General features: G+C 37.5%; 17 protein-coding genes. 10 read left to right on the forward strand and 7 right to left on the reverse strand.

What is annotated here, in order from left to right:
* Positions 1–2: 2 nt before the first annotated feature.
* From dapA to murJ, 6 genes are read right to left on the reverse strand one after another with little or no spacing between them, the layout of a single operon-like run.
* Positions 3–899 carry a 4-hydroxy-tetrahydrodipicolinate synthase gene (gene dapA / locus CORI_RS05060; RefSeq protein WP_173031075.1) on the reverse strand — a complete coding sequence of 299 codons (897 nt, stop codon included), beginning with the start codon at positions 897–899 and terminating at the stop codon, positions 3–5.
* Positions 896–2146, reverse strand: a complete 1251-nt coding sequence (locus tag CORI_RS05065) for a pitrilysin family protein (protein ID WP_173031076.1) — start codon at positions 2144–2146, stop codon at positions 896–898. The genes dapA and CORI_RS05065 overlap by 4 nt, the downstream gene beginning before the upstream one ends.
* A 20-nt stretch (positions 2147–2166) precedes the next feature.
* On the reverse strand, positions 2167–3234 hold the full coding sequence (locus tag CORI_RS05070) for a quinone-dependent dihydroorotate dehydrogenase (RefSeq protein ID WP_173031077.1): 1068 nt from the start codon (positions 3232–3234) through the stop codon (positions 2167–2169).
* A gap of 41 nt (positions 3235–3275) precedes the next feature.
* Complete coding sequence (locus CORI_RS05075; RefSeq protein WP_254064884.1) at positions 3276–5015, reverse strand: ABC transporter ATP-binding protein; 1740 nt, start codon at positions 5013–5015, stop codon at positions 3276–3278.
* The gene (gene cysS / locus CORI_RS05080) at positions 5000–6385 is read right to left on the reverse strand and encodes a cysteine--tRNA ligase (protein ID WP_173031078.1); all 1386 of its coding nucleotides are present in this window, start codon (positions 6383–6385) and stop codon (positions 5000–5002) included. Before cysS ends, CORI_RS05075 begins: the two co-directional genes overlap by 16 nt.
* Positions 6372–7772, reverse strand: coding sequence for a murein biosynthesis integral membrane protein MurJ (murJ, locus tag CORI_RS05085; RefSeq protein WP_173031079.1), 1401 nt, complete (start codon positions 7770–7772; stop codon positions 6372–6374). The genes cysS and murJ overlap by 14 nt, the downstream gene beginning before the upstream one ends.
* Positions 7773–7911: 139 nt before the next feature.
* On the opposite strand from murJ, the gene CORI_RS05090 reads away from it, so the two are divergent.
* The 10 genes from CORI_RS05090 to CORI_RS05135 all read left to right on the forward strand — a co-directional run bounded on the left by CORI_RS05090 (position 7912) and on the right by CORI_RS05135 (position 17280).
* Entirely contained in the window at positions 7912–9813 is a 1902-nt protein-coding gene (locus CORI_RS05090) for a flagellar assembly protein A (protein WP_173031080.1), read from the forward strand.
* A gap of 9 nt (positions 9814–9822) precedes the next feature.
* Complete coding sequence (locus tag CORI_RS05095) at positions 9823–10956, forward strand: ABC transporter permease (protein ID WP_173031081.1); 1134 nt, start codon at positions 9823–9825, stop codon at positions 10954–10956.
* Positions 10953–11690 (forward strand): ABC transporter ATP-binding protein, encoded by a 738-nt coding sequence (locus tag CORI_RS05100; RefSeq protein WP_173031082.1) that lies wholly within the window; start codon positions 10953–10955, stop codon positions 11688–11690. Before CORI_RS05095 ends, CORI_RS05100 begins: the two co-directional genes overlap by 4 nt.
* Complete coding sequence (locus CORI_RS05105; protein ID WP_173031083.1) at positions 11690–12604, forward strand: MlaD family protein; 915 nt, start codon at positions 11690–11692, stop codon at positions 12602–12604. The genes CORI_RS05100 and CORI_RS05105 overlap by 1 nt, the downstream gene beginning before the upstream one ends.
* The gene (locus CORI_RS05110; RefSeq protein ID WP_173031084.1) at positions 12601–13161 is read left to right on the forward strand and encodes an ABC-type transport auxiliary lipoprotein family protein; all 561 of its coding nucleotides are present in this window, start codon (positions 12601–12603) and stop codon (positions 13159–13161) included. The genes CORI_RS05105 and CORI_RS05110 overlap by 4 nt, the downstream gene beginning before the upstream one ends.
* Positions 13158–13712: a Holliday junction branch migration protein RuvA gene (gene ruvA, locus CORI_RS05115; protein ID WP_173031085.1), complete on the forward strand. Its 555-nt coding sequence runs from the start codon at positions 13158–13160 to the stop codon at positions 13710–13712. The genes CORI_RS05110 and ruvA overlap by 4 nt, the downstream gene beginning before the upstream one ends.
* A 9-nt stretch (positions 13713–13721) precedes the next feature.
* Positions 13722–14756: a D-alanine--D-alanine ligase gene (locus CORI_RS05120; protein WP_173031086.1), complete on the forward strand. Its 1035-nt coding sequence runs from the start codon at positions 13722–13724 to the stop codon at positions 14754–14756.
* 115 nt (positions 14757–14871) lie between these two features.
* Positions 14872–15102, forward strand: a complete 231-nt coding sequence (locus CORI_RS05125; protein ID WP_169940864.1) for a type II toxin-antitoxin system Phd/YefM family antitoxin — start codon at positions 14872–14874, stop codon at positions 15100–15102.
* Positions 15092–15835 (forward strand): alpha/beta fold hydrolase, encoded by a 744-nt coding sequence (locus tag CORI_RS05130; protein ID WP_169974633.1) that lies wholly within the window; start codon positions 15092–15094, stop codon positions 15833–15835. The genes CORI_RS05125 and CORI_RS05130 overlap by 11 nt, the downstream gene beginning before the upstream one ends.
* A complete protein-coding gene (locus tag CORI_RS05135; protein WP_173031087.1) occupies positions 15832–17280 on the forward strand; it encodes a UDP-N-acetylmuramoyl-tripeptide--D-alanyl-D-alanine ligase in 1449 nt (482 codons plus the stop codon). Before CORI_RS05130 ends, CORI_RS05135 begins: the two co-directional genes overlap by 4 nt.
* Before the next feature lie 731 nt (positions 17281–18011).
* Here the strand turns inward: CORI_RS05135 and CORI_RS05140 are convergent.
* Entirely contained in the window at positions 18012–18506 is a 495-nt protein-coding gene (locus CORI_RS05140) for a histidine phosphatase family protein (RefSeq protein WP_173031088.1), read from the reverse strand.
* Position 18507: the final 1 nt, after the last annotated feature.

Consider the following 18507-nt stretch of genomic DNA (forward strand, 5'->3'; position numbering starts at 1 on the left):
TATCAAAATCCTTTTATTTCGTATTGTTTCATAGTCTCTTCTATGTTTTTTAAATTTTCACTACTTGGCGCACAAAGCGGCAAGCGATACTCAAGCGTTTCAAGGAGTCCCGCGATATACATAGCCGCTTTTATAGGGATCGGATTGCTTTCGCAAAATAGCATTTTATTGATATTGTAAAGCTTATCATTTATCGCTTTTGCCTTGATATACTCCTCATCAAGCGCTAAGTGCGTAAGCTCTGAAATTTTATCCGGAAGCAAATTTGAAGTTACCGATATGACGCCTTTACCGCCGTTTGAAAGGATAGGGTAGTTTATCGCATCTTCGCCACTTATAACGACCAAATTTGGCTCGTGCGCAAGCAGATCTACGCATCTATCGATACTTCCGCTAGCCTCTTTTACTCCAAATATATTCTCACAATCATTAAACAGCCTAAAAATAGTGCATGGCAGGATATCAACTCCCACGCGACCCGGCACGTTATATAAAAGCACGGGAATTTCAACGCTGCTTGCTATGGTTTTGTAGTGCTGATAAAGCCCTTCTTGAGTAGGCTTGTTGTAGTATGGTGCAACCGAAAGGATGCCGCCCGCTCCGTGCGATTGAGCAAATTGCGCAAGCCCAACAGCTTCATGAGTCGCATTACTGCCGGCACCCGCAAGAACCTTTACTCCCGTATCCTTACAAGCGCTAACGGCTATCTCGATACAAATTCTATGTTCATCATGAGTTAGCGTAGCACTCTCTCCGGTCGTTCCTACAGGCACCACGGCGTCTATGCCGTTTTTTATCTGGCGTTTTATGAGCTTTTCGTAAGCCTGTTCGTCTAATTTACCGTTTTTAAAAGGCGTGATAAGCGCTGTCATAGCGCCTTGTATGACTCTTTTATTCACTTTGCATCCTTTCTTAAGATTACCGTTGTGGAGGTCTTTTCGGTGAAATATTTTTTGCAAATTTCATTTATATCTTTAGCTTTTAAATTTTCTATCTTGCTCTCAAGTTCAAAAAGAGGTTTGATGTCTCCGCGAGCTAGGAAGCTTCCGTATAAATTCGCCACTCTTGAAGCGCTATCAAACGAATATACAAAATCAGACTTTATGCTATTTTTTATCTTAGTTATCTCATCTTTATCAACTTTACCCGTCTTAACGCCTTCTAAAATCGCCTTTATCTCCTGCTCTAAGACTTCGGCTTTGATGTCAGGATTGCAAACGGCCATGATGATAAACAAGCTCTCGTCGATATTGTCCATATTGTAAGCGTAAATTTGATTTGCAAGGCATTTTTCATCTACTAAAATTCTATGCAAAAGCGAGCTTTTTCCGCTACTTAGATACTCGCTTAGCGCATTTAGACCGACTTGATCCTCGTGAGTAAAAGAAGGCACTTTAAACGCCATAGCAAGCATTTCAACCTCGCTATCTTTATAAATTTCAACCCTTCTTGCACCGTTTTGCTCGGGCTCTATGCAATGCAGTTTTGGTATCTCTCGTGAGTTTTTAATGCCCTCAAAGTGCTTTTTACCAAGCTCAAAGGCTGATTTTTTATCTATATCGCCGCTTATTAGAAGTATCGCGTTTTTAGGCTGATAGTAAGTCGCATGAAATTCTCTTATATCCTCAATGCTCCAGTTTTTGATATCTTCTATAAACCCTATCGGCGTCCAGTGGTATGGATGATAGATAAATGCGCTATTAAAAAGTGTAAAATACAAAAACCCGATAGGCGAGTTGTCAGTTCTCCATCTGCGCTCTTCAAGAACAACGTCGCGCTCAGGCTGAAATTCCTTGTCTTTTAGGCTCAAATTTGACATGATATCGGCATATAGTTCAAGCGATTTATCTAAATTTTGCTTTGAGCATTTTACAAAATAGTGTGTATAATCAAATCCCGTGCTTGCGTTATTCATACCGCCAAAGCCCTTTACTATCTCGTCAAATTCGCCCGCTTTTAGATTTTTAGTCGATTTGAAATTCAGGTGCTCAAGCATATGCGCGATACCGCTTTTGCCCATTACTTCATTTCTGGAGCCAACCTTATAAAAAAGATCCACACTTATCACGCCCGAGCCTTTGTTTAGGGGGATATGATAGATCTCAAAGCCGTTTTTTAACTTAGTTTTTGAATATTTTAAAAGCATTTTTTACCTTAAATTTTTATTTATTTTCTTATATCTACTCCGACAGCTTCGCTTATATGGGCAAATCCATCAGCTTCAAGCAGTCTTAAAATTTCTGAATTTATCATCTGGCAAACAAAAGGTCCTTTAAATATAAAAGCCGTATAAATTTGAACTAAATTTGCACCCATTTTTATGCGCCTATACGCCTCTGCACCGCTATCTATGCCACCGCTTGCTATGAGTATGGTCTTACCAAACAGCTCATCTGCAACAGCCTTAAAAAGCATTGCCGATTTTTCGGTTATAACTTTGCCGCTAAGTCCTCCGAAATTTTGCAGATTAGGCGAATTTGAAAGCGAATAATCAACGCTCGTGTTATTTACTATAAGCGCGTCCGCTCCGTTAACAACGGCACAGGAGCAAATTTCTACAGCTTTTTCATAACTCATATCAGGAGCTATTTTAAAGATAATCGGCTTAGAAGTAAGCGGACGGATACGAGAAAACAGCTCTTTTATAAAGTCTTCTTCTTGTAAAGCACGCAAATTTGGAGTATTTGGCGAAGAGACGTTTATCACGAAAGCGTCACAAATTTCATTAAATTCCCGCACTAAATTTTCATAGTCATCTATGGCTTTTTCATTTGGAGTAACTTTGTTTTTGCCGATATTTGCAAAAAGAGGGATAACGAAAGGATATAGTTTTTTTACTCTTTTTGATACGCTTTTTGCGCCTTCGTTATTAAATCCCATCGCGTTTTGGATACTTTCTTCTTCCACAAGTCTAAAAAGTCTTGGCTTGTCGTTTCCCTTTTGTGCTTTTGGAGTAATGGTTCCAAATTCGATATGCCCAAATCCAAGCGCGGTTAAAGGCTTTATCATTACTGCGTTTTTATCAAACCCGCCGGCGATTCCTACCGGATTATTAAAAACTATGTTAAATAAATTTTGCTGAAGCCTTGCGTCATTTACTACGCACTTATTTGCAAGGAAGCTAAGAGAGCCCGGAAATACCGATGAAAGCGAAGTTAGTCCAAACTCTGCGATTTTATGTGCAGTTTCCGGCTGAAATTTAAAAAAAATAGATTTTAGGGTATTATAATCCAAAATTTATCCTTCAATTTTCGCGAATTTTAGCAAATTTGAACTTAAATTAGCGATTTTCCTTTTAGTTTTTGATATATCTCGCAGCTATCGCTAAGCTCTTTATCGCTACCAAATCCAACTACCGTTCCGTCGCTTACAACGGCGATTTTATCGGCATTTTCAACAGTGCTTAAGCGGTGAGCTATGACAAAAATGATCTTTTCGTGCTGTAAATTAGCGATCGCATTTGAAATTTGTCTCTCGCTTTCGTTATCAAGAGCCGATGTTGCCTCGTCAAATATCAAAATTTGAGGGTTTTTATAAAGCGCTCTTGCGATTGCTATTCTTTGGCGTTGCCCACCTGAAAGATTGGTGCCAAATTCGTTTAAGACGGTGTTGATGCCATCCTCAAGCGAAATAACAAATTCATAAGCGTTTGCCATTTTAAGCGCGTCTTTTACCGCCTCTTCGTCAAATTCTCGCCCATAAGCTACGTTTTTAGCTATCGTGTCATTAAATATATAAACACGCTGGCTAACAAGCCCCACGTTATCTCTAAGCGAAGCTAGATCAAATTCGCGTATATCGGTACCGTTTATTAAAATTTGCCCGCTTTGAGTGTCGTAAAATCGCATGAGTAAATTTACGATAGAGCTTTTGCCTCCACCGCTTGAGCCGACAAGTGCTATCATTTGAGATTTTAAAGCGCTTAAATTTATGCCTTTTAAGACCTCTTTATCGTCGTATTTTAGTCTGACATCTTGAAATTCTATAGATTCTATCACGCTTGGAATTTGCTTTGTGCCGCTTGTTATTATAGGCTTTTTATCAAGCAGTTCAAATGTCCTCTCGGCGGCCGCAACTGCGTCTTGTATCTTATTATAAAGCCTTGAAATTCGCTTTACCGGAGTATAGAGCATAAAAAGTGCAGTTGAAAACGAAAAGAAACTTCCCATGGTAATTTGTCCGTCTATAACTTCCTTGCCGCCAATGATAACAACGGCTGCAATCCCGATACTGCCGATAACTTCCATTATAGGGCTTACCGACTCATCGACTTTTACACTTTTTAAATTCAGTTTGAAAAATTTATTATTATCTTCAACAAATCTTGTATGCTCATAATCTTGTGCGTTGTTTGCTTTTATTATCTCGATATTCGTAAAAATTTCACTAAGGCGCGAGCTAATATCGGATGTCTTTTCTTGAGCCGCTCTTGAAAGTTTTTTCATCCTTTTAGCAAGTAAAGATAGTGGATATATCGCAACCGGCAAAACAATAAGAGCAAAAAACGCAAGCTGGGCACTTTGATATATCACCACGCAAAGAAGCCCAAGTATCGTTATGCTTTCTCTTATCATCTCAGGAATCATCGAAGAGACGATATTTCTAATGCGCTCTATATCGTTGATATTTCGGCTTATTAACTCGCCTGTTCGAAAGTCGTTAAAGAATTTCATATCCAAATTTAGCAAATTTGCAAGCAACTTCTCGCGAAATCTCCTTACCACATCTTGTCCGATGAAGGCTGTAAAATAAGCTTGTAAAAAGATTCCGAGCCCTTTTAGGAAGCAAATCACGACTATCGCGTAAGGAAGCAGATATAAAAGCTCTTTATTTTTATCGATAAAAATTTTATTTAATACAGGCTCGATTACCCATGCAGACGCTGCCGTGCCGCCGCTTGCAAGCAGCATTCCAAGAATGGCTAGCGCAAACTGCGGTATATAATCCTTAAAGTATGGGCTAAAACGCCTTAAGACATCTTTTAGATTCATCTTTAGGCTCATAATTTCTCCCATATCGTGCCGTTAGGGGTGTCCATAATAGCTATTTGCATATCCGAAAGCTTGGTTCTAATAGCGTCCGCTTTTGCATAGTCCTTAGCGGCTTTTGCCTCGTTTCTTTGGGCTATAAGCTCATTTATAAACGCTTTTTGCTCATCACTTACGCCAAATTGAAAATATTCATAAACATCAACTTGCAATATCCCAAACACTCGCGCTATCAGCCTTAAATTCGCTAAAATTTCGCCCTTGTAAGCCTTGTCTTTTGGATTTTGATCAAGGCGTTCGTTTGCAATCTTTACAAATTCATCTATCACGGCAAGAGCTTTTGAGGTGTTTAGATCGTCTTCAAGCGCATCTAAAAGCTCGGATTTAAACTCCAAATTCTCTTCGCTTAAATTATCTTCGCCTACGCGCTTTTTAAGGCGGTAAATTTTATCAAGTCGCTTTTTACTCGCAACTAAATCCTCATCAGAATAATTAAAATGCGCCCTATAGTGCGAACTAAGCAGATAAAACCTAAGCGCTTCGCCTAAATTTTCTTTAAGCGCCGCCTTTACAAAAAAGCTATTTCCAAGGCTCTTGCTCATCTTTTCATCATTTACTTTGATAAATCCGTTATGCATCCAGTATTTTGCAAGGCTCTTTCTCTCGCCGCATCTGCATTGTGCTGCTTCGTTTTCATGGTGCGGAAAGAGCAGGTCGATACCTCCTGCGTGTATATCTATCTCATATTTGCTGCCGCTTGAGAGGTGCTTTTTTATCATCGCCACGCACTCGGTGTGCCAGCCCGGACGACCTCTGCCAAACGGACTTTCATACCACGCCTCGTCAAATTTCCAAAGCACGAAGTCTTTTTCATTGCGTTTAAGCTCATTGCTCTCCACGCGGGCTATATTTTCATTTGTTTCACTCTTGCCGCTTAAGCTTAGATACTCGCTATCTTTTGAGATTTCAAAGTAAATCCCGTCACCGGAAATCTCGTAAGCAAACCCTTCAATAAGCAAATTTCTTATATACTCTATCATCTCTTCAAGTGTTTGCGTAGCTTTTGGCTCGATATCGGCTTCAAGCACGTTAAGAGCTCTCATATCATCTTTATAGCTTTTTATATAACGGCTCGTTATAGCCTCTAAGCTCTCGCCTGTTTCACTCATCTTTTTTAAAATTTTGTCGTCTATATCGGTAAAATTCTTTACAAATCTGACATCATATCCAAGCTCGATAAAAACACGCCTAAGCAGATCAAAGCTTATAGCGCTTTTGGCATGTCCTAAATGCGAATCGTCATAGACCGTAGGCCCGCAGACGTAAATTCTAACTACGCCTTCATCAATCGGCTCAAATTTAACTTTCTCTTTTTTTACGCTATCAAAAATTTGCATCTATAAAATTCCTTAAAAATATTAAAATCAGAGCAAAAACGCTCAAGGCAGCGACCATTACGCTTAGTCTTTTAAAGCTGATTATAGCTAAAAATTCCCTTGCGCCAAAAGCTTTGATGTTTAAAGCAAGCAGCACAAAGCCTCCAAGCGAGCTGGCAAGCGCAAGCCCAAAAGCCCCATAAGGACGTATCAAGATCACTGCAAGGATTAAATTTGCCCCTAAGCATATCATCGCGATTTTAGAAGCGATTTTTTGCTGAAGTTTTGCATAAAGCCAAAGCGAAAAGAGCTTACTTAAACCAAAAGGCAAAAGTCCTATCATGTAAGCTTGCAAAACTCTAGCGGTCTCATAAGTGCTTGTCGTGTCAAAACTTCCTCTTTCAAAGAGCAGCTTTATGATAGGATGAGCTAAAATAATCCCGCCCAGCATAGCCGCAGCAAGCAATAAAAACAAAAACTCAAAGCTTTTATTCATCCATTTTAGAGCTTCTGCTTCGTTTTTGGCTTTGATTTGTTTTGTTATCTTTGGAAAAAGCGCAGTCGAAAGCGCGATGGCAAATATCGCAAGCGGAAGCTGAAAAATTCTGTTTGCATAAAATAGATAGCTTATACTTCCTGCCGCTAAAAAGCTAGCCAGCCAAGTATCCATAAATGAGCTTATCTGCATAGCCGAAGAGCCTAAAAGCCCGTGATAAAAATTTGTAAAAAATCCTTTGGAATTTGCTCTTTTGCCTTTTATAAATCTTAAAATTCCTCCAAAAAACAGCCTTGACATAGATGTCATATAAAGCGCTATAAGATGGGCTATGACTTGCAAAATTCCACCCGCCACCACGCCAAAACTAAGATAGTAAGCCACTATCTTGGGCTCTTTGCCTTGTGATAAAAAAAGCGAAGCAATCATGGCTAAATTTAAAAGCGCTGTCGAAAATGCCGTGGTAACGAAGTGCTGACGATACTGAAGCAAGGATGCTAAAAATGTAACTATATAAATAAGCGCCAGATAGTAAAAATTTATCTTTACTAAAGGCACTGCGTTAGCAATGTCCTCATTGCTAAGTCCCGTTGCGATTATTTTAGTAAATTGAGGAGCGAAGATATTTACAAGCAAAGTTAAAATCGCAATAAAAAATAGAAATTTGAAAAAAATTTCAGCCGCGAAAATTCCTTTTTTTTGCGCTTTTGTAAAATTTGGCAAAAAAGCTTGCGAAAACGCTCCTTCGCCAAATACTCGGCGAAGCAGATTAGGTATCTTAAAGGCTATAAAAAATATATCGCTATAAATTCCCGCACCTAAAGTCGAAGCCGTAAGCAGATCTCTAAAAAGTCCAAGAACCCTTGAAGTAAGTATGCCTACGCTGTTTGAAAAAAAACCTTTTATAAACATAAATTTCCATATATAAATTTAAGATACGAAATGATACGCAAATTTAGTTTTAAAAGACGTAAAACCGAGCCATAACTTTGTTTTAATCAAATTTTAGAGATAATAGGCAAATTTATGTGATTTATGAGAGAAATTTAAAGTGGAAAACAGTCAAAATAATCAACCGACTTATCTTGATCCGATAATAATGCAAACGCCAAATCCGTATGGAGAAATCCCAAATTTAGTAAGTAATTTTAACGTAGAAGCTAAATTTATAGATTTTAATATCATAACTTTTTTTACCGAGTATAAATTGCTTGGAGATAGCGAGATAAAGTCTGTTGAAGAGGATAAACTGGGTATCTTTGACGATGATAAATTTTACGTAAATCAGGTTGAAAGTATCAAACAAACTTATAAGGTGGAGTTTTTTGACATTAGAAAAAACAAACCAAAAACGCTTCCAAATATCGCTTTAAACGTAAATAAAAATTTGACTAAGATAGTAGCTACCGTTTCAAGAAGCAACGATGTGGTGTATTTTAAAGATTTTAAAGCCAAGATGCGCGAATTTATATATAAAAAGCTCATCAAGGTAGGGATTTTAATCGGTATCAGAAATAAAGCAATGCAAGCCGAGCTTAGTAAAATCTCATCCATGCTTCGTATAAACGAGATCATAGACAAAGACTACACATTTGTAGTAACTTCGGGCATCGATCCTATAGAGGCTATTGATGACGGGCTTATTTATCACTATAAAAACAAGGTTCAAGGAGCGGATAATCAAGGCAAGATAAACTACGCTAACAGAGGATATTTGCTAGGAGTTGCCGAAAATGAGCTTGTAGCCGAATACGTAAAATCAGCCGTTGGCGAATCGGGTCGTGACGTAAGAGGAAATCTTTTATCCGTAGCTCAACCTAAAACAAGCGTTTCAAAAATGCTTGAACATAGCGAAAATATAGAAGCTGTAGAGGATGAAAAGGGTATTAAGTACTACTCCAAAAAAGCAGGCTACGTATGCGAAGAAAAAGGTGTTTTTGATATCAAAGAGCAACTTGACGTAAATGAAATTTCGTTTAAAACCACAGGCTCAATAGATACAGGGCTTGATAATAATGTAACTTTAAACGTGAAAGAAAGCGACGTTACAAAAGATGCAATAGGTGCGGGAATGAGCGTTGAGGCAAACGAGATAAACGTCCAAGGTAACGTAGCTCAAAACGCAACCGTAAAAGCAAATAAAATAACCATAGGCGGACAAACCCACGCCAAATCGTATATAGAAGCAAAAGAGGCTAAAATAGCCGTGCATATAGGAAGCTTTGACGGAGATCATGTCGAGATAGACCGCTTGGAAAACGGCAAAGTTAAGGCAAAAACGGCGGTAATAAAATCAATGCTTGGAGGCGAAGTTATCGCCGAGCGACTAGAAGTTGGCGTCTTAGCGTCAAATTCGACCATCATAGTTGCCGATATGCTTGAGATAAAGCAGCTTCGCGGAGTAAATAATAAAATTTTAGTCGATTTTAGCATGGTGAAAAATAGCGGCGACAAGATAAATGAATACATGGCTCAAATAAAAGAGATAAAAGAGCAGATAGCAAAGACTCCAAAACAGCTTGAGTCCAAAAAATGCGTCATCGAAGAAAATAGAGGACCGATGAATATCATCAAAGAAAAGATGCAGGAATTTAGAGCGAGTCAAAAAACACCGCCCGTAACATTCATAAAAAAGCTTAAAGAGTACCAGCAACTTGTGCACGAATACAACACTATCTTGAAAGATTTTCAAGAAAAAAGAGCGTGTATAGCCGAGTTAAAAGAGGAGATAAAGGATATCCAGGAGGGGATTTTTAGCTCAAAAGTGATAAATCACAGCAACTGGCGAGAATTTAATGAGATAAAATTTAAGCTTGTCGATCCTCCTAAAGAGATAGTTTATAACACGAGAGAAAACGAGATCGCAAGGGTTTTGATGATCAAAAAGATCGAAAACGAAAACGGCGAAGTTGATTATGCGATCAAAAAAAGCAACAACGTAAGAAAAGTTTAGAGGGCTAAATTGTTCAAGGCGTCAAACGACAAATTTTATAGCTATGATCTGCAAAAAGGCATCTTGACTATAAATTTAAAAAACGAGTGGAATTTCAAACTTAAAAGAGCCGTTTTAAACTCTATTTCATCGCTTATATCCTCGCGAAAATACAAAAAATTGGTGCTTGATTTTAAAGAGGTAAAAGAGCTTGATTATGCGGTTGCGATATTTTTAAGAAACTGCCTTACAAAAAGTCAAAAACAATACGAATTTATAAATTTAAACGAAAGTCAGCAGAGAATTTTTAACTCCATAAATAAAGAGATAAGCCCTGATATAAAAGCGATTTTGCAAACTAAAGAAGATGAAAATATATTTGCCGTAATAGGCGAAAAGATAGCTAAATTTTACTCTGATTCTATGATGTTTTTAGCCTTTTTGGGAGAGCTTTTGATAAAGCTTTTAAGATCGGTATTTGTGCCAAAAAGCATTAGGATCAAAGAAATTTTTACGTATTTTCAAGATGCAGGCATAAATTCCGTTTTTATAGTTTGCTTAACCTCTTTTCTAGTCGGTATCGTGCTTGCCTATCAAGGCTCAAATTTGCTAGAAAAATTCGGAGCAAGTATAATCATAGTCGAGATGATGGGTATGCTCACACTTAGAGAAGTAGCTCCGCTAATAGCCGCTATCGTCGTTGCAGGAAGGCTTGCTTCAAGCTTTACCGCGCAAATTGGCGTTATGAAGATAACCGAAGAGGTTGATGCTATGAAGACGATGGGGTTTGATCCGTTTAAATTTTTAGTACTTCCTAGAGTTGTAGCCCTTATAATCGCTATGCCTTTGGTTGTATTTTTAGCCGATGCGGCAGGGATTTTTGGCGAAATGGTCGTGCTAAATTCCTACCTTGATATAAGTTTTGGCGACTATCTAAGTCGTTTTCATCAAGAAGTTGAGCTTAGACATCTTTACGTGGGGCTTATCAAGGCACCGTTTTTTGGAGCGGCTATCGCTTTTATAGGCTGCATGAGAGGATTTCAGATAAGCGGCAGCACCCAAAGTGTGGGAATTTATACTACTATAAGCGTTGTAAATGCTATATTTGGCGTAATCATGCTTGATGCGCTATTTTCAATCATCTTCACACAAGTTGGCATATGAGTATCATAAAAGCGACTCAAATAACCACGAAATTTGGCAACAAAGTTATACATGACGGAGTAAATTTTCATGTAAAAGAGGCTGAAATTTATGGACTTCTAGGCGGAAGCGGAACTGGCAAATCAACCCTGATGAAAACAATGATATATCTAAAAGAGCCAAGCGGCGGGCATATAAACATGCTTGGAGAGGATTTATGGGCTGCAAATGAGGATAAAAGGCAAGAGATAAGGCTAAAATGCGGAGTTATGTTTCAATTTGGAGCGCTTTATACATCGATGAACGTGCTTGAAAATATCTACATACTTCTAAAAGAATATAGCAACATGAGCGAAAAATCGATGAAAGAGATAGCGATGTTTTGGCTTGAAAAAGTAGGTCTAAGTCCAAGTGCGGCACTTCAGTATCCAAGTGAGCTAAGCGGCGGCATGAAAAAGCGTGTCGCTATGGCAAGATCACTTGTGCTAAGTCCAAAAATTCTCTTTTTAGACGAGCCAAACAGCGGGCTTGATCCAATTAGTGCCAGAGCGCTTGACGAGCTGGTTGTAGAGCTAAGAGATACGCTTGGACTTACCGTAGTAATGGTAACTCACGACATAGACAGCATATGCGATATACTTGATAGATTTTTGATACTTGAAGATAAAAAAGTGCTTTTTGAAGGAAATTTGACCGAGCTTGACGGACTTAAAAACAACCCTCTTGAAGAGCTGTTTAAGACAAGGAAACGATAATGGGAAATAGGGTGAATTATACGCTAGTAGGGCTATTTTTCGTAGCGGTAGTAACGGCCATAGGCGGATTTATGTGGTGGATGGGAAGCTATGGGGAGTCAAAAGACGCTTATAGGTCTTATTATATCCTTACGACCGATCTTCCAAACGGGATCAAAAAAGACTCGCAAGTAAAATTTATAGGCGTTGATGCGGGAATAGTAAAAAATATCAAATTTGCAGATCCTAAAGAGGCGATGATAGAGGTTGAGTTGCTAGTGCGAAAGGAGCTACCAATCAAAAAGGATAGCACCGCCATAGCGGAGAGTCAAGGGATTACGGGCATAAGCTACTTAAATATCCAAAGAGGCTCGCACCAAAGCGAAATTTTTAGTGAAAATGAAAAAGCCTATATCAAGCTTGAGGCAAGCCTGCTTGAAAAAATAGGCGGAAAAGCAAATGATTTAACCCAGCGTATTGAAGATACTCTTTCAAAAGTAAATAGAGTTCTAAACGAAGAAAATATCGGCAAAGTAAGCTCCATCCTAAATTCGATCGATAGTATCACAAAAGAGATTGACGAGCAAAATATCGATATAAACGAAACAATAAAGCTTGCAAATGAAGCTATTTTAGACTTTAAGCGTCTTATAAAGGCTTCTAGCAAGACGGTTGAAGCGATAAATTTCATCCCCGATAAGATAGGTAGCGGAGTAGGCGAATTTAAAAATCTTCAAATACTCATACAAGACAAGATAAAAAGCGGCGAATTTGATTTTAAAACAACTTTAAATTCACTCTCAAGCGAGGTTAGCGAAACGATGATAGAGTTTCAAAAAGTATTAAAAGAATTTAGGCAGACGCTTTTTAGACTAGAAGACAGACCTTATGAATTTTTCTTTAAAGACCCAAAAGAAGATAAGGATAAAAGATGAGAAATTTAATCTTAGCTGCCGTTTTGGCTCTAGGTTTTAGCGGGTGTGGAATCATAGCAAAAAGCGGGCCAGAGATAAGATATTTCACCCTTGCAAAAGGGGATTTTAAAATTTGTAAAGAGCAGACGGATAAAAAGCAAATTTATATCGCTACGGTAAAGTCCCAAGCCGCATCCGAAAGTAGAGATATCCTCGTAAGCGGCAATGACGGAGCAATTTATCCTCTTAAAAGCGCCAAATGGATAAGTCTTCCAAGCGAGATGATTTATGAGAGAATTCTCAACACTATGCACGCTAGTTGCCTTTTGCAACCTAGTTTTGATAAGACGAATTTAAATTTGCAAATTACTCTAATAAGCCTTGAAGCCGGTATCAAAAACGCCAAAATAACGCTTGCTTTTTCGCTTGTAAAAAATGGTCAAATTTTAAAAAGCGAGATAATTTCTGCAAGCAAGCCGATTAATTCAAATTTAGACAAAGATGTTGTAAACGGGCTAAATTTGGCTCTTGATGAGGCTGTGGATGAAATTTTAAAAAGGATTAAGGAAGTAAAATGATAAAAGCAATTGAAGGAATAATAACCAAAAAAGAGCCCGCGTACCTTCTGCTTAAAACCTCAAGCGGCGTTACATACGGCATAGTTATATCGCTTTTTTGCTCGGCAAAGCTTGAAAAAGGCGAAAAAGTAGAACTTAGCATAACTCAAATCATCAGAGAAGATGCGAATTTACTTTACGGATTTTTAGATGCAAGCGAGCAAAGGATGTTTGAGATGCTTATCAAACTAAACGGCATAGGCGCAAGCACGGCTATGGCAGTGTGTTCTAGTTTAAGTCCAAACGCTTTTACAAACGCTATCTTAAACGGCGATGCGGACGCTCTTAAATCGGTTCCGGGCATAGGCGTAAAGACCGCAAGACGTATCATAGCCGAGCTAAGCGACGCTAAACTCGTAATAGATGATGCTACGCCAAGCCATCATCATGAGGCGATTTTAGCACTTGAGAGTCTTGGATTTAAGCGAGATAAGATATCTAAGGTGCTCTCAACCTGCACGGCAACAAACGTAAGCGAGCTTATCAAAGAAGCTCTTAAAAAACTAGGATAAAGGATAGGTATGAAATTTGGAATTTTATTTGGAGCCAAAAGCTACGAACACGAGATCAGCATAGTAAGCGCAATAGCTTTAAAAAACGTGCTTAAAAGCGAACTTGTATTTGTATTTTGCGATAAATTTAGAGAATTTTATCTAATCAAAGCTAATAATATGAAGGCAAATTTCTTCAGCTCTGGAAACTATAAAAAAAGCAAAAAGTTGCTTCTTAAAAACGGCGGATTTTTTATAGGCGGGATGTTTGGCGAGAAAAAAATAGATGCTGATGTCTATATAAATTTAATCCACGGAATGGACGGCGAAGACGGTAAAATAGCTGCTTTGCTAGATTTTTTCGGTATCAGATATATCGGTCCTCGTCTTGAAGCAAGCGCGATGAGCTACAACAAAGAATTAACCAAGCTTCTAGCAGCAAAAGCAGGTGTAAAATCGCTAAAATACGACGTATTACGAAGAGAGGATATGATAAATTTATCGCTTCCTACGATACTAAAGCCTTGTAGGCTGGGCAGCTCTATCGGTGTAAGCGTGGTAAAAGATGAAAGCGAGCTTGAATATGCTTTAGACGTGGCATTTGAATTTGATAGTGAAATTTTAGCCGAACCCTTTATAGAAGGCGTAAAGGAGTATAACCTAGCAGGCTGCAAGATAGATGGCAAGATAAAATTTTCAATCATCGAAGAGCCAAAAAAGAAAGAATTCCTTGACTACGAGCAAAAATATATGAGCTTTTCAAGCGAAAGTAGGGCAAAAGAGGCTGATATAAGCGAAGAGCTAAAAGCCAAACTCAAAGGTAGTTTTGAGAAAATTTATAACTGCGGGTTTGACGGCGCGCTTATAAGGTGTGATTTTTTTGTGATAGACAATGAAGTCTATCTAAACGAGATCAATCCAAATCCTGGAAGCCTTGCGAACTATCTGTTTGACGACTTTGAAGCAACGATAAATGCACTGGCTAAAAACCTTCCTAGAGAGCGGGATATAAGGATAGATTATCAGTTTATCAACTCAATCACCTCCGCAAAAGGCAAACTATAAAACACAAATAAAATATCATCAGGCTATTAAATCGCTAAATTTAGTAGCCTGATTTAGCCGAATTTAAAGGCTTGTGTGTTATATTTTATGTAAAATTTTACATAAAAGAGCAAAAATGACTACATTTAGCAAAGATGAAATTTATACCGCAACCGAAGTCGTTAGAAATTTTAGCGCCGTACTTACCAAAGTAGGCTCGGCTCAGATAAAAAGAGCCGTTATCGTAAAAAATAATAAATTTGAAGCGGTCTTACTTAATATGGCTGAATATGAGCGATTATGCGAGGCCGTGGAGGTTTTACAGGCTATTTACTCATCAAGAAAAAAGGGTGAAAATGGCGAGTAAGGATATCAAATTCGGCGGTAAAATTTACACCATAAGCTATGAAATTTTAAATTTATCATCTAGCCCCGCCATAGTATTTTTACACGGCTGGGGAGCGAATAAAGAGATAATGAAAAAGGCTTTCGGTAAATTTCTAAACGATTTTAAACACGTTTATATCGATATGCCGGGCTTTGGCGCATCAAACATGCACGAAGATCTTTATACGAAAGATTATGCCGAGATTATGAGGCTGTTTTTGAAAGAGATAAATATCACTCCAACTCTTATCGTCGGACACTCGTTTGGCGGAAAGGTTGCGACTTTGCTTAAGCCTGCAAATTTAGCTCTTTTAAGCAGTGCGGGCATAGTTACCAAAAAGCCGTTTTTCGTGAGGTTTAAAATCGCCATTTTTAAAATTTTAAAAGCTTTTGGATTTGGCTTTTTGTATAAATTTTTTGCCACAAAAGACGTAAAAGGCATGAGCAAGCAGATGTATGAAACACTTAAAAACGTAGTTAATGAGGATTTTACAAATAAATTTAAAGAATACAAGGGCAGGGCGCTTATATTTTGGGGAGAGGACGATAGTGCGACTCCGTTAAAAAGCGGTGAGAGGATACATGGCCTCATATCAAACAGCGATTTTCATCCACTTAAGGGCGATCACTTTTTCTTTTTGCTTCATGCAAGATATATCAGCGGGGTTATCGATTCCGAGCTAAATTTAAATGAGAAAGAGGAGCTAAAATGAGCGAGAATTTAACTCAAATTTTAATAAGCGGCGGATTGATTATTACTCACTCTTTATTTACTCTTGCGATCGGATTTTATCTTATCACCTGCTTGCAGTGGTTTTCGTACAAATTCGAGCGGGTGCTGTTCCACTTCACAAAGCCTGCTTGGCACGTATTTTTTGCGATAGTTCCTATTGTGCTTTGCTATACGACAGGCAAATTTTTTTGGATATATTTTTACTTTGCGATGGTGCCAAGCTTATATCTTTGGCATAAAAGGCTTGATAAGAAGCTAGTTTTTACCCCAAGAGTTAAGCGATTTTTCATCATACTTACAATCGCCTTGGTGCTTGAAAATATATTTTGCTACATCTCGGTTAAGTGTCAAAATTTAGGCGTTATACTTCCGCTTGCAATTTCATTTATACTTAGCTTTATGCTTGAGAAGATGAATTTTAAGATGTATGAAAAAGCGGCTTTAAAAAAGCTTGAAAACATGAAAGAGCTTAAAATCGTTCTGATAACGGCAAGTTTTGGCAAGACAAGCATTAAAAATTTCTTGTTTGAAATTTTAAAAGATGATTTTAAGTGCCACAAAACTCCTCGTAGCGTAAATACCCTAGCAGGCTTGATTCAAGACGTGAATTCAAATCTTACTAGCGATACGCAATTTTATATCGCCGAAGCAGGGGCTAGACTGAAGGGCGATATAGCTGAAATCACCGCGTTTTTACGTCCTCAAATCGTAATCGTAGGCGAAATAGGGGCTCAGCACATAGAGTATTTCAAAACGCTTGAAAATATCCGCGCAACCAAGCTTGAAGCGCTTGGATCAAATCGACTTGAAAAAGCCTTCGTGCATAGCTCAACACTGGCAAAAGAGAGCGAAAAAATAGAAATTTTTGATAAGAATTTAAATGAGATAGAAGCAAATTTAGAAGGCGTAAAATTTAGCCTTGACGAGTTTAAATTCAGCTCGCCGCTACTTGGTAAATTTAACTGCGCAAATTTAGCAGCATGTATAAAAACCGCTCTTTATCTAGGGCTTAAAGCGGACAAAGTACAAAACCTAATATCCAAGCTTAAAAACGTCGAGCATAGACTGCAGCGCATTGATGCCGGCGGTAAAATCATCATAGATGATAGCTTTAATGGAAATTTTAACGGCATGAGTGCATCTTATGAGCTTGTTGCAAGCTATGAGGGCAGAAAAGTGCTTATAACGCCTGGAATAGTAGAGAGTACCGCGGAAGACAATGAAAAACTAAGCAAGATCATAAATGAAATTTTTGATGTAGTAATGATATCAAGCTCTTTAAATGCGGCTTCCTTGCTAAAATACCTAACAAAACCAAAAATAATCATCATAAAAGATAAGGCTAAAATGCAAGAGATGCTTGCTCAAAACACAAGAGCAGGAGATCTCATACTATTTTCAAATGATGCGCCTAGTTTTATGTAGAAATTTGGACTTTGATGAAAACTAATCTGCAAGGCTCTTACTTTAAAATGGGCTTTGTAGATTAAAATTATTGCTATATTTAGAATAATTTAATATAGGAATTAAATTTATACTATTATCAAGTATCAGGGTGGTAAAATTTATGGAGTATACACTCAAAACAAAGTGCAAAGTACACAATTTGTCTCTAGCCGTTATTAACATTTATCTTCAACATTTACTCATAGAGATTCCTGCAAGTTATCTTTTTGTTGATTGCGCTTTTAGTATATTTTTTCACTATTTATTAGTATCCATCACAAAAGTCTTTTTGCATTAAAATAATAAGCTAGCCACTATAAAATTCTAAAAGTATCAAAAATATAGCCGACATCAAAAAAGACTACAAAAAAGTTAAATACAAACTATTTTTACTATTTTATATTGAAAACTATAATTTTCAATTTTTTATTTATAGCTTTGAAATAACATATAAGCACTATCTTTAAATATCGACAAATACGATATTAAAGCTAATTTACGTTTTGAGTGATTTAAATTTATCCATTAAATAAAACGTATAATTTTGCAAGTTATTTAGTATATATTTTTATGTATCGGTTTCTTTGTGTTTTTAATGAAAATATCAGATAAAAATTAAAATTACTCCACTCTATATATTTATTTTTATTTTGAATATTTATGCAAATAGTTTTAGAAAAAATAATGAGAAATAATATATTTGAAAGAGTTCAGTCTTTGTTTTTATGCTTCTTTGGATAGTCAAAAAATAACGCTTTGCCGCTATGCTCTGAAATTTGAGAAAATCGGCATTCAAATTCTATACAAAATATCCCGCAAGTAGGTATATTGCCTATCACAGCATCGCTTAAAAGCTCGCAAATTTCAGTTATTGTGTCATTGTGCGAAACTATAAATACGCTACTAAACCTATCCTCAATGCCTTTTATAAATTTCAGCATATCGGCAACACTTGCTTCGTAAAACATATCTATAAATTTTATTTTTTCTTTAAATTTTACTGCATCAGCCATCTTGTTGGCAGTTTTTACGCAGCGTTTAGCAGGGCTTGAAAATATAGCTTCCACCCTCACTTTATGCTTTTTAAGCCTATCGCACATCAGCGCAAGATCTTTTTTGCCTCGCTCGTTCAAATCACGCTCAAAGTCGTTTTCGCACTCTTTTTGCGTAGCCTTTGCATGTCTTATGAAGTAAATCTTTTTCATC

The sequence above is a fragment of the Campylobacter sp. CCUG 57310 genome, assembly GCF_013201975.1.
GTDB lineage: Bacteria > Campylobacterota > Campylobacteria > Campylobacterales > Campylobacteraceae > Campylobacter_A > Campylobacter_A canis.

What these genes read in the sequence shown, in the direction of transcription:
- CORI_RS05065 (WP_173031076.1), bottom strand. Translation starts at nt 2,146, where the DNA reads ATGCTTTTAAAATATTCAAAAACTAAGTTAAAAAACGGCTTTGAGATC.
- CORI_RS05075 (WP_254064884.1), bottom strand. Translation starts at nt 5,015, where the DNA reads ATGGGAGAAATTATGAGCCTAAAGATGAATCTAAAAGATGTCTTAAGG.
- cysS (WP_173031078.1), bottom strand. Translation starts at nt 6,385, where the DNA reads ATGCAAATTTTTGATAGCGTAAAAAAAGAGAAAGTTAAATTTGAGCCG.
- murJ (WP_173031079.1), bottom strand. Translation starts at nt 7,772, where the DNA reads ATGTTTATAAAAGGTTTTTTTTCAAACAGCGTAGGCATACTTACTTCA.
- CORI_RS05100 (WP_173031082.1), top strand. Translation starts at nt 10,953, where the DNA reads ATGAGTATCATAAAAGCGACTCAAATAACCACGAAATTTGGCAACAAA.
- CORI_RS05105 (WP_173031083.1), top strand. Translation starts at nt 11,690, where the DNA reads ATGGGAAATAGGGTGAATTATACGCTAGTAGGGCTATTTTTCGTAGCG.
- CORI_RS05110 (WP_173031084.1), top strand. Translation starts at nt 12,601, where the DNA reads ATGAGAAATTTAATCTTAGCTGCCGTTTTGGCTCTAGGTTTTAGCGGG.
- ruvA (WP_173031085.1), top strand. Translation starts at nt 13,158, where the DNA reads ATGATAAAAGCAATTGAAGGAATAATAACCAAAAAAGAGCCCGCGTAC.
- CORI_RS05120 (WP_173031086.1), top strand. Translation starts at nt 13,722, where the DNA reads ATGAAATTTGGAATTTTATTTGGAGCCAAAAGCTACGAACACGAGATC.
- CORI_RS05125 (WP_169940864.1), top strand. Translation starts at nt 14,872, where the DNA reads ATGACTACATTTAGCAAAGATGAAATTTATACCGCAACCGAAGTCGTT.
- CORI_RS05130 (WP_169974633.1), top strand. Translation starts at nt 15,092, where the DNA reads ATGGCGAGTAAGGATATCAAATTCGGCGGTAAAATTTACACCATAAGC.
- CORI_RS05135 (WP_173031087.1), top strand. Translation starts at nt 15,832, where the DNA reads ATGAGCGAGAATTTAACTCAAATTTTAATAAGCGGCGGATTGATTATT.
- CORI_RS05140 (WP_173031088.1), bottom strand. Translation starts at nt 18,506, where the DNA reads ATGAAAAAGATTTACTTCATAAGACATGCAAAGGCTACGCAAAAAGAG.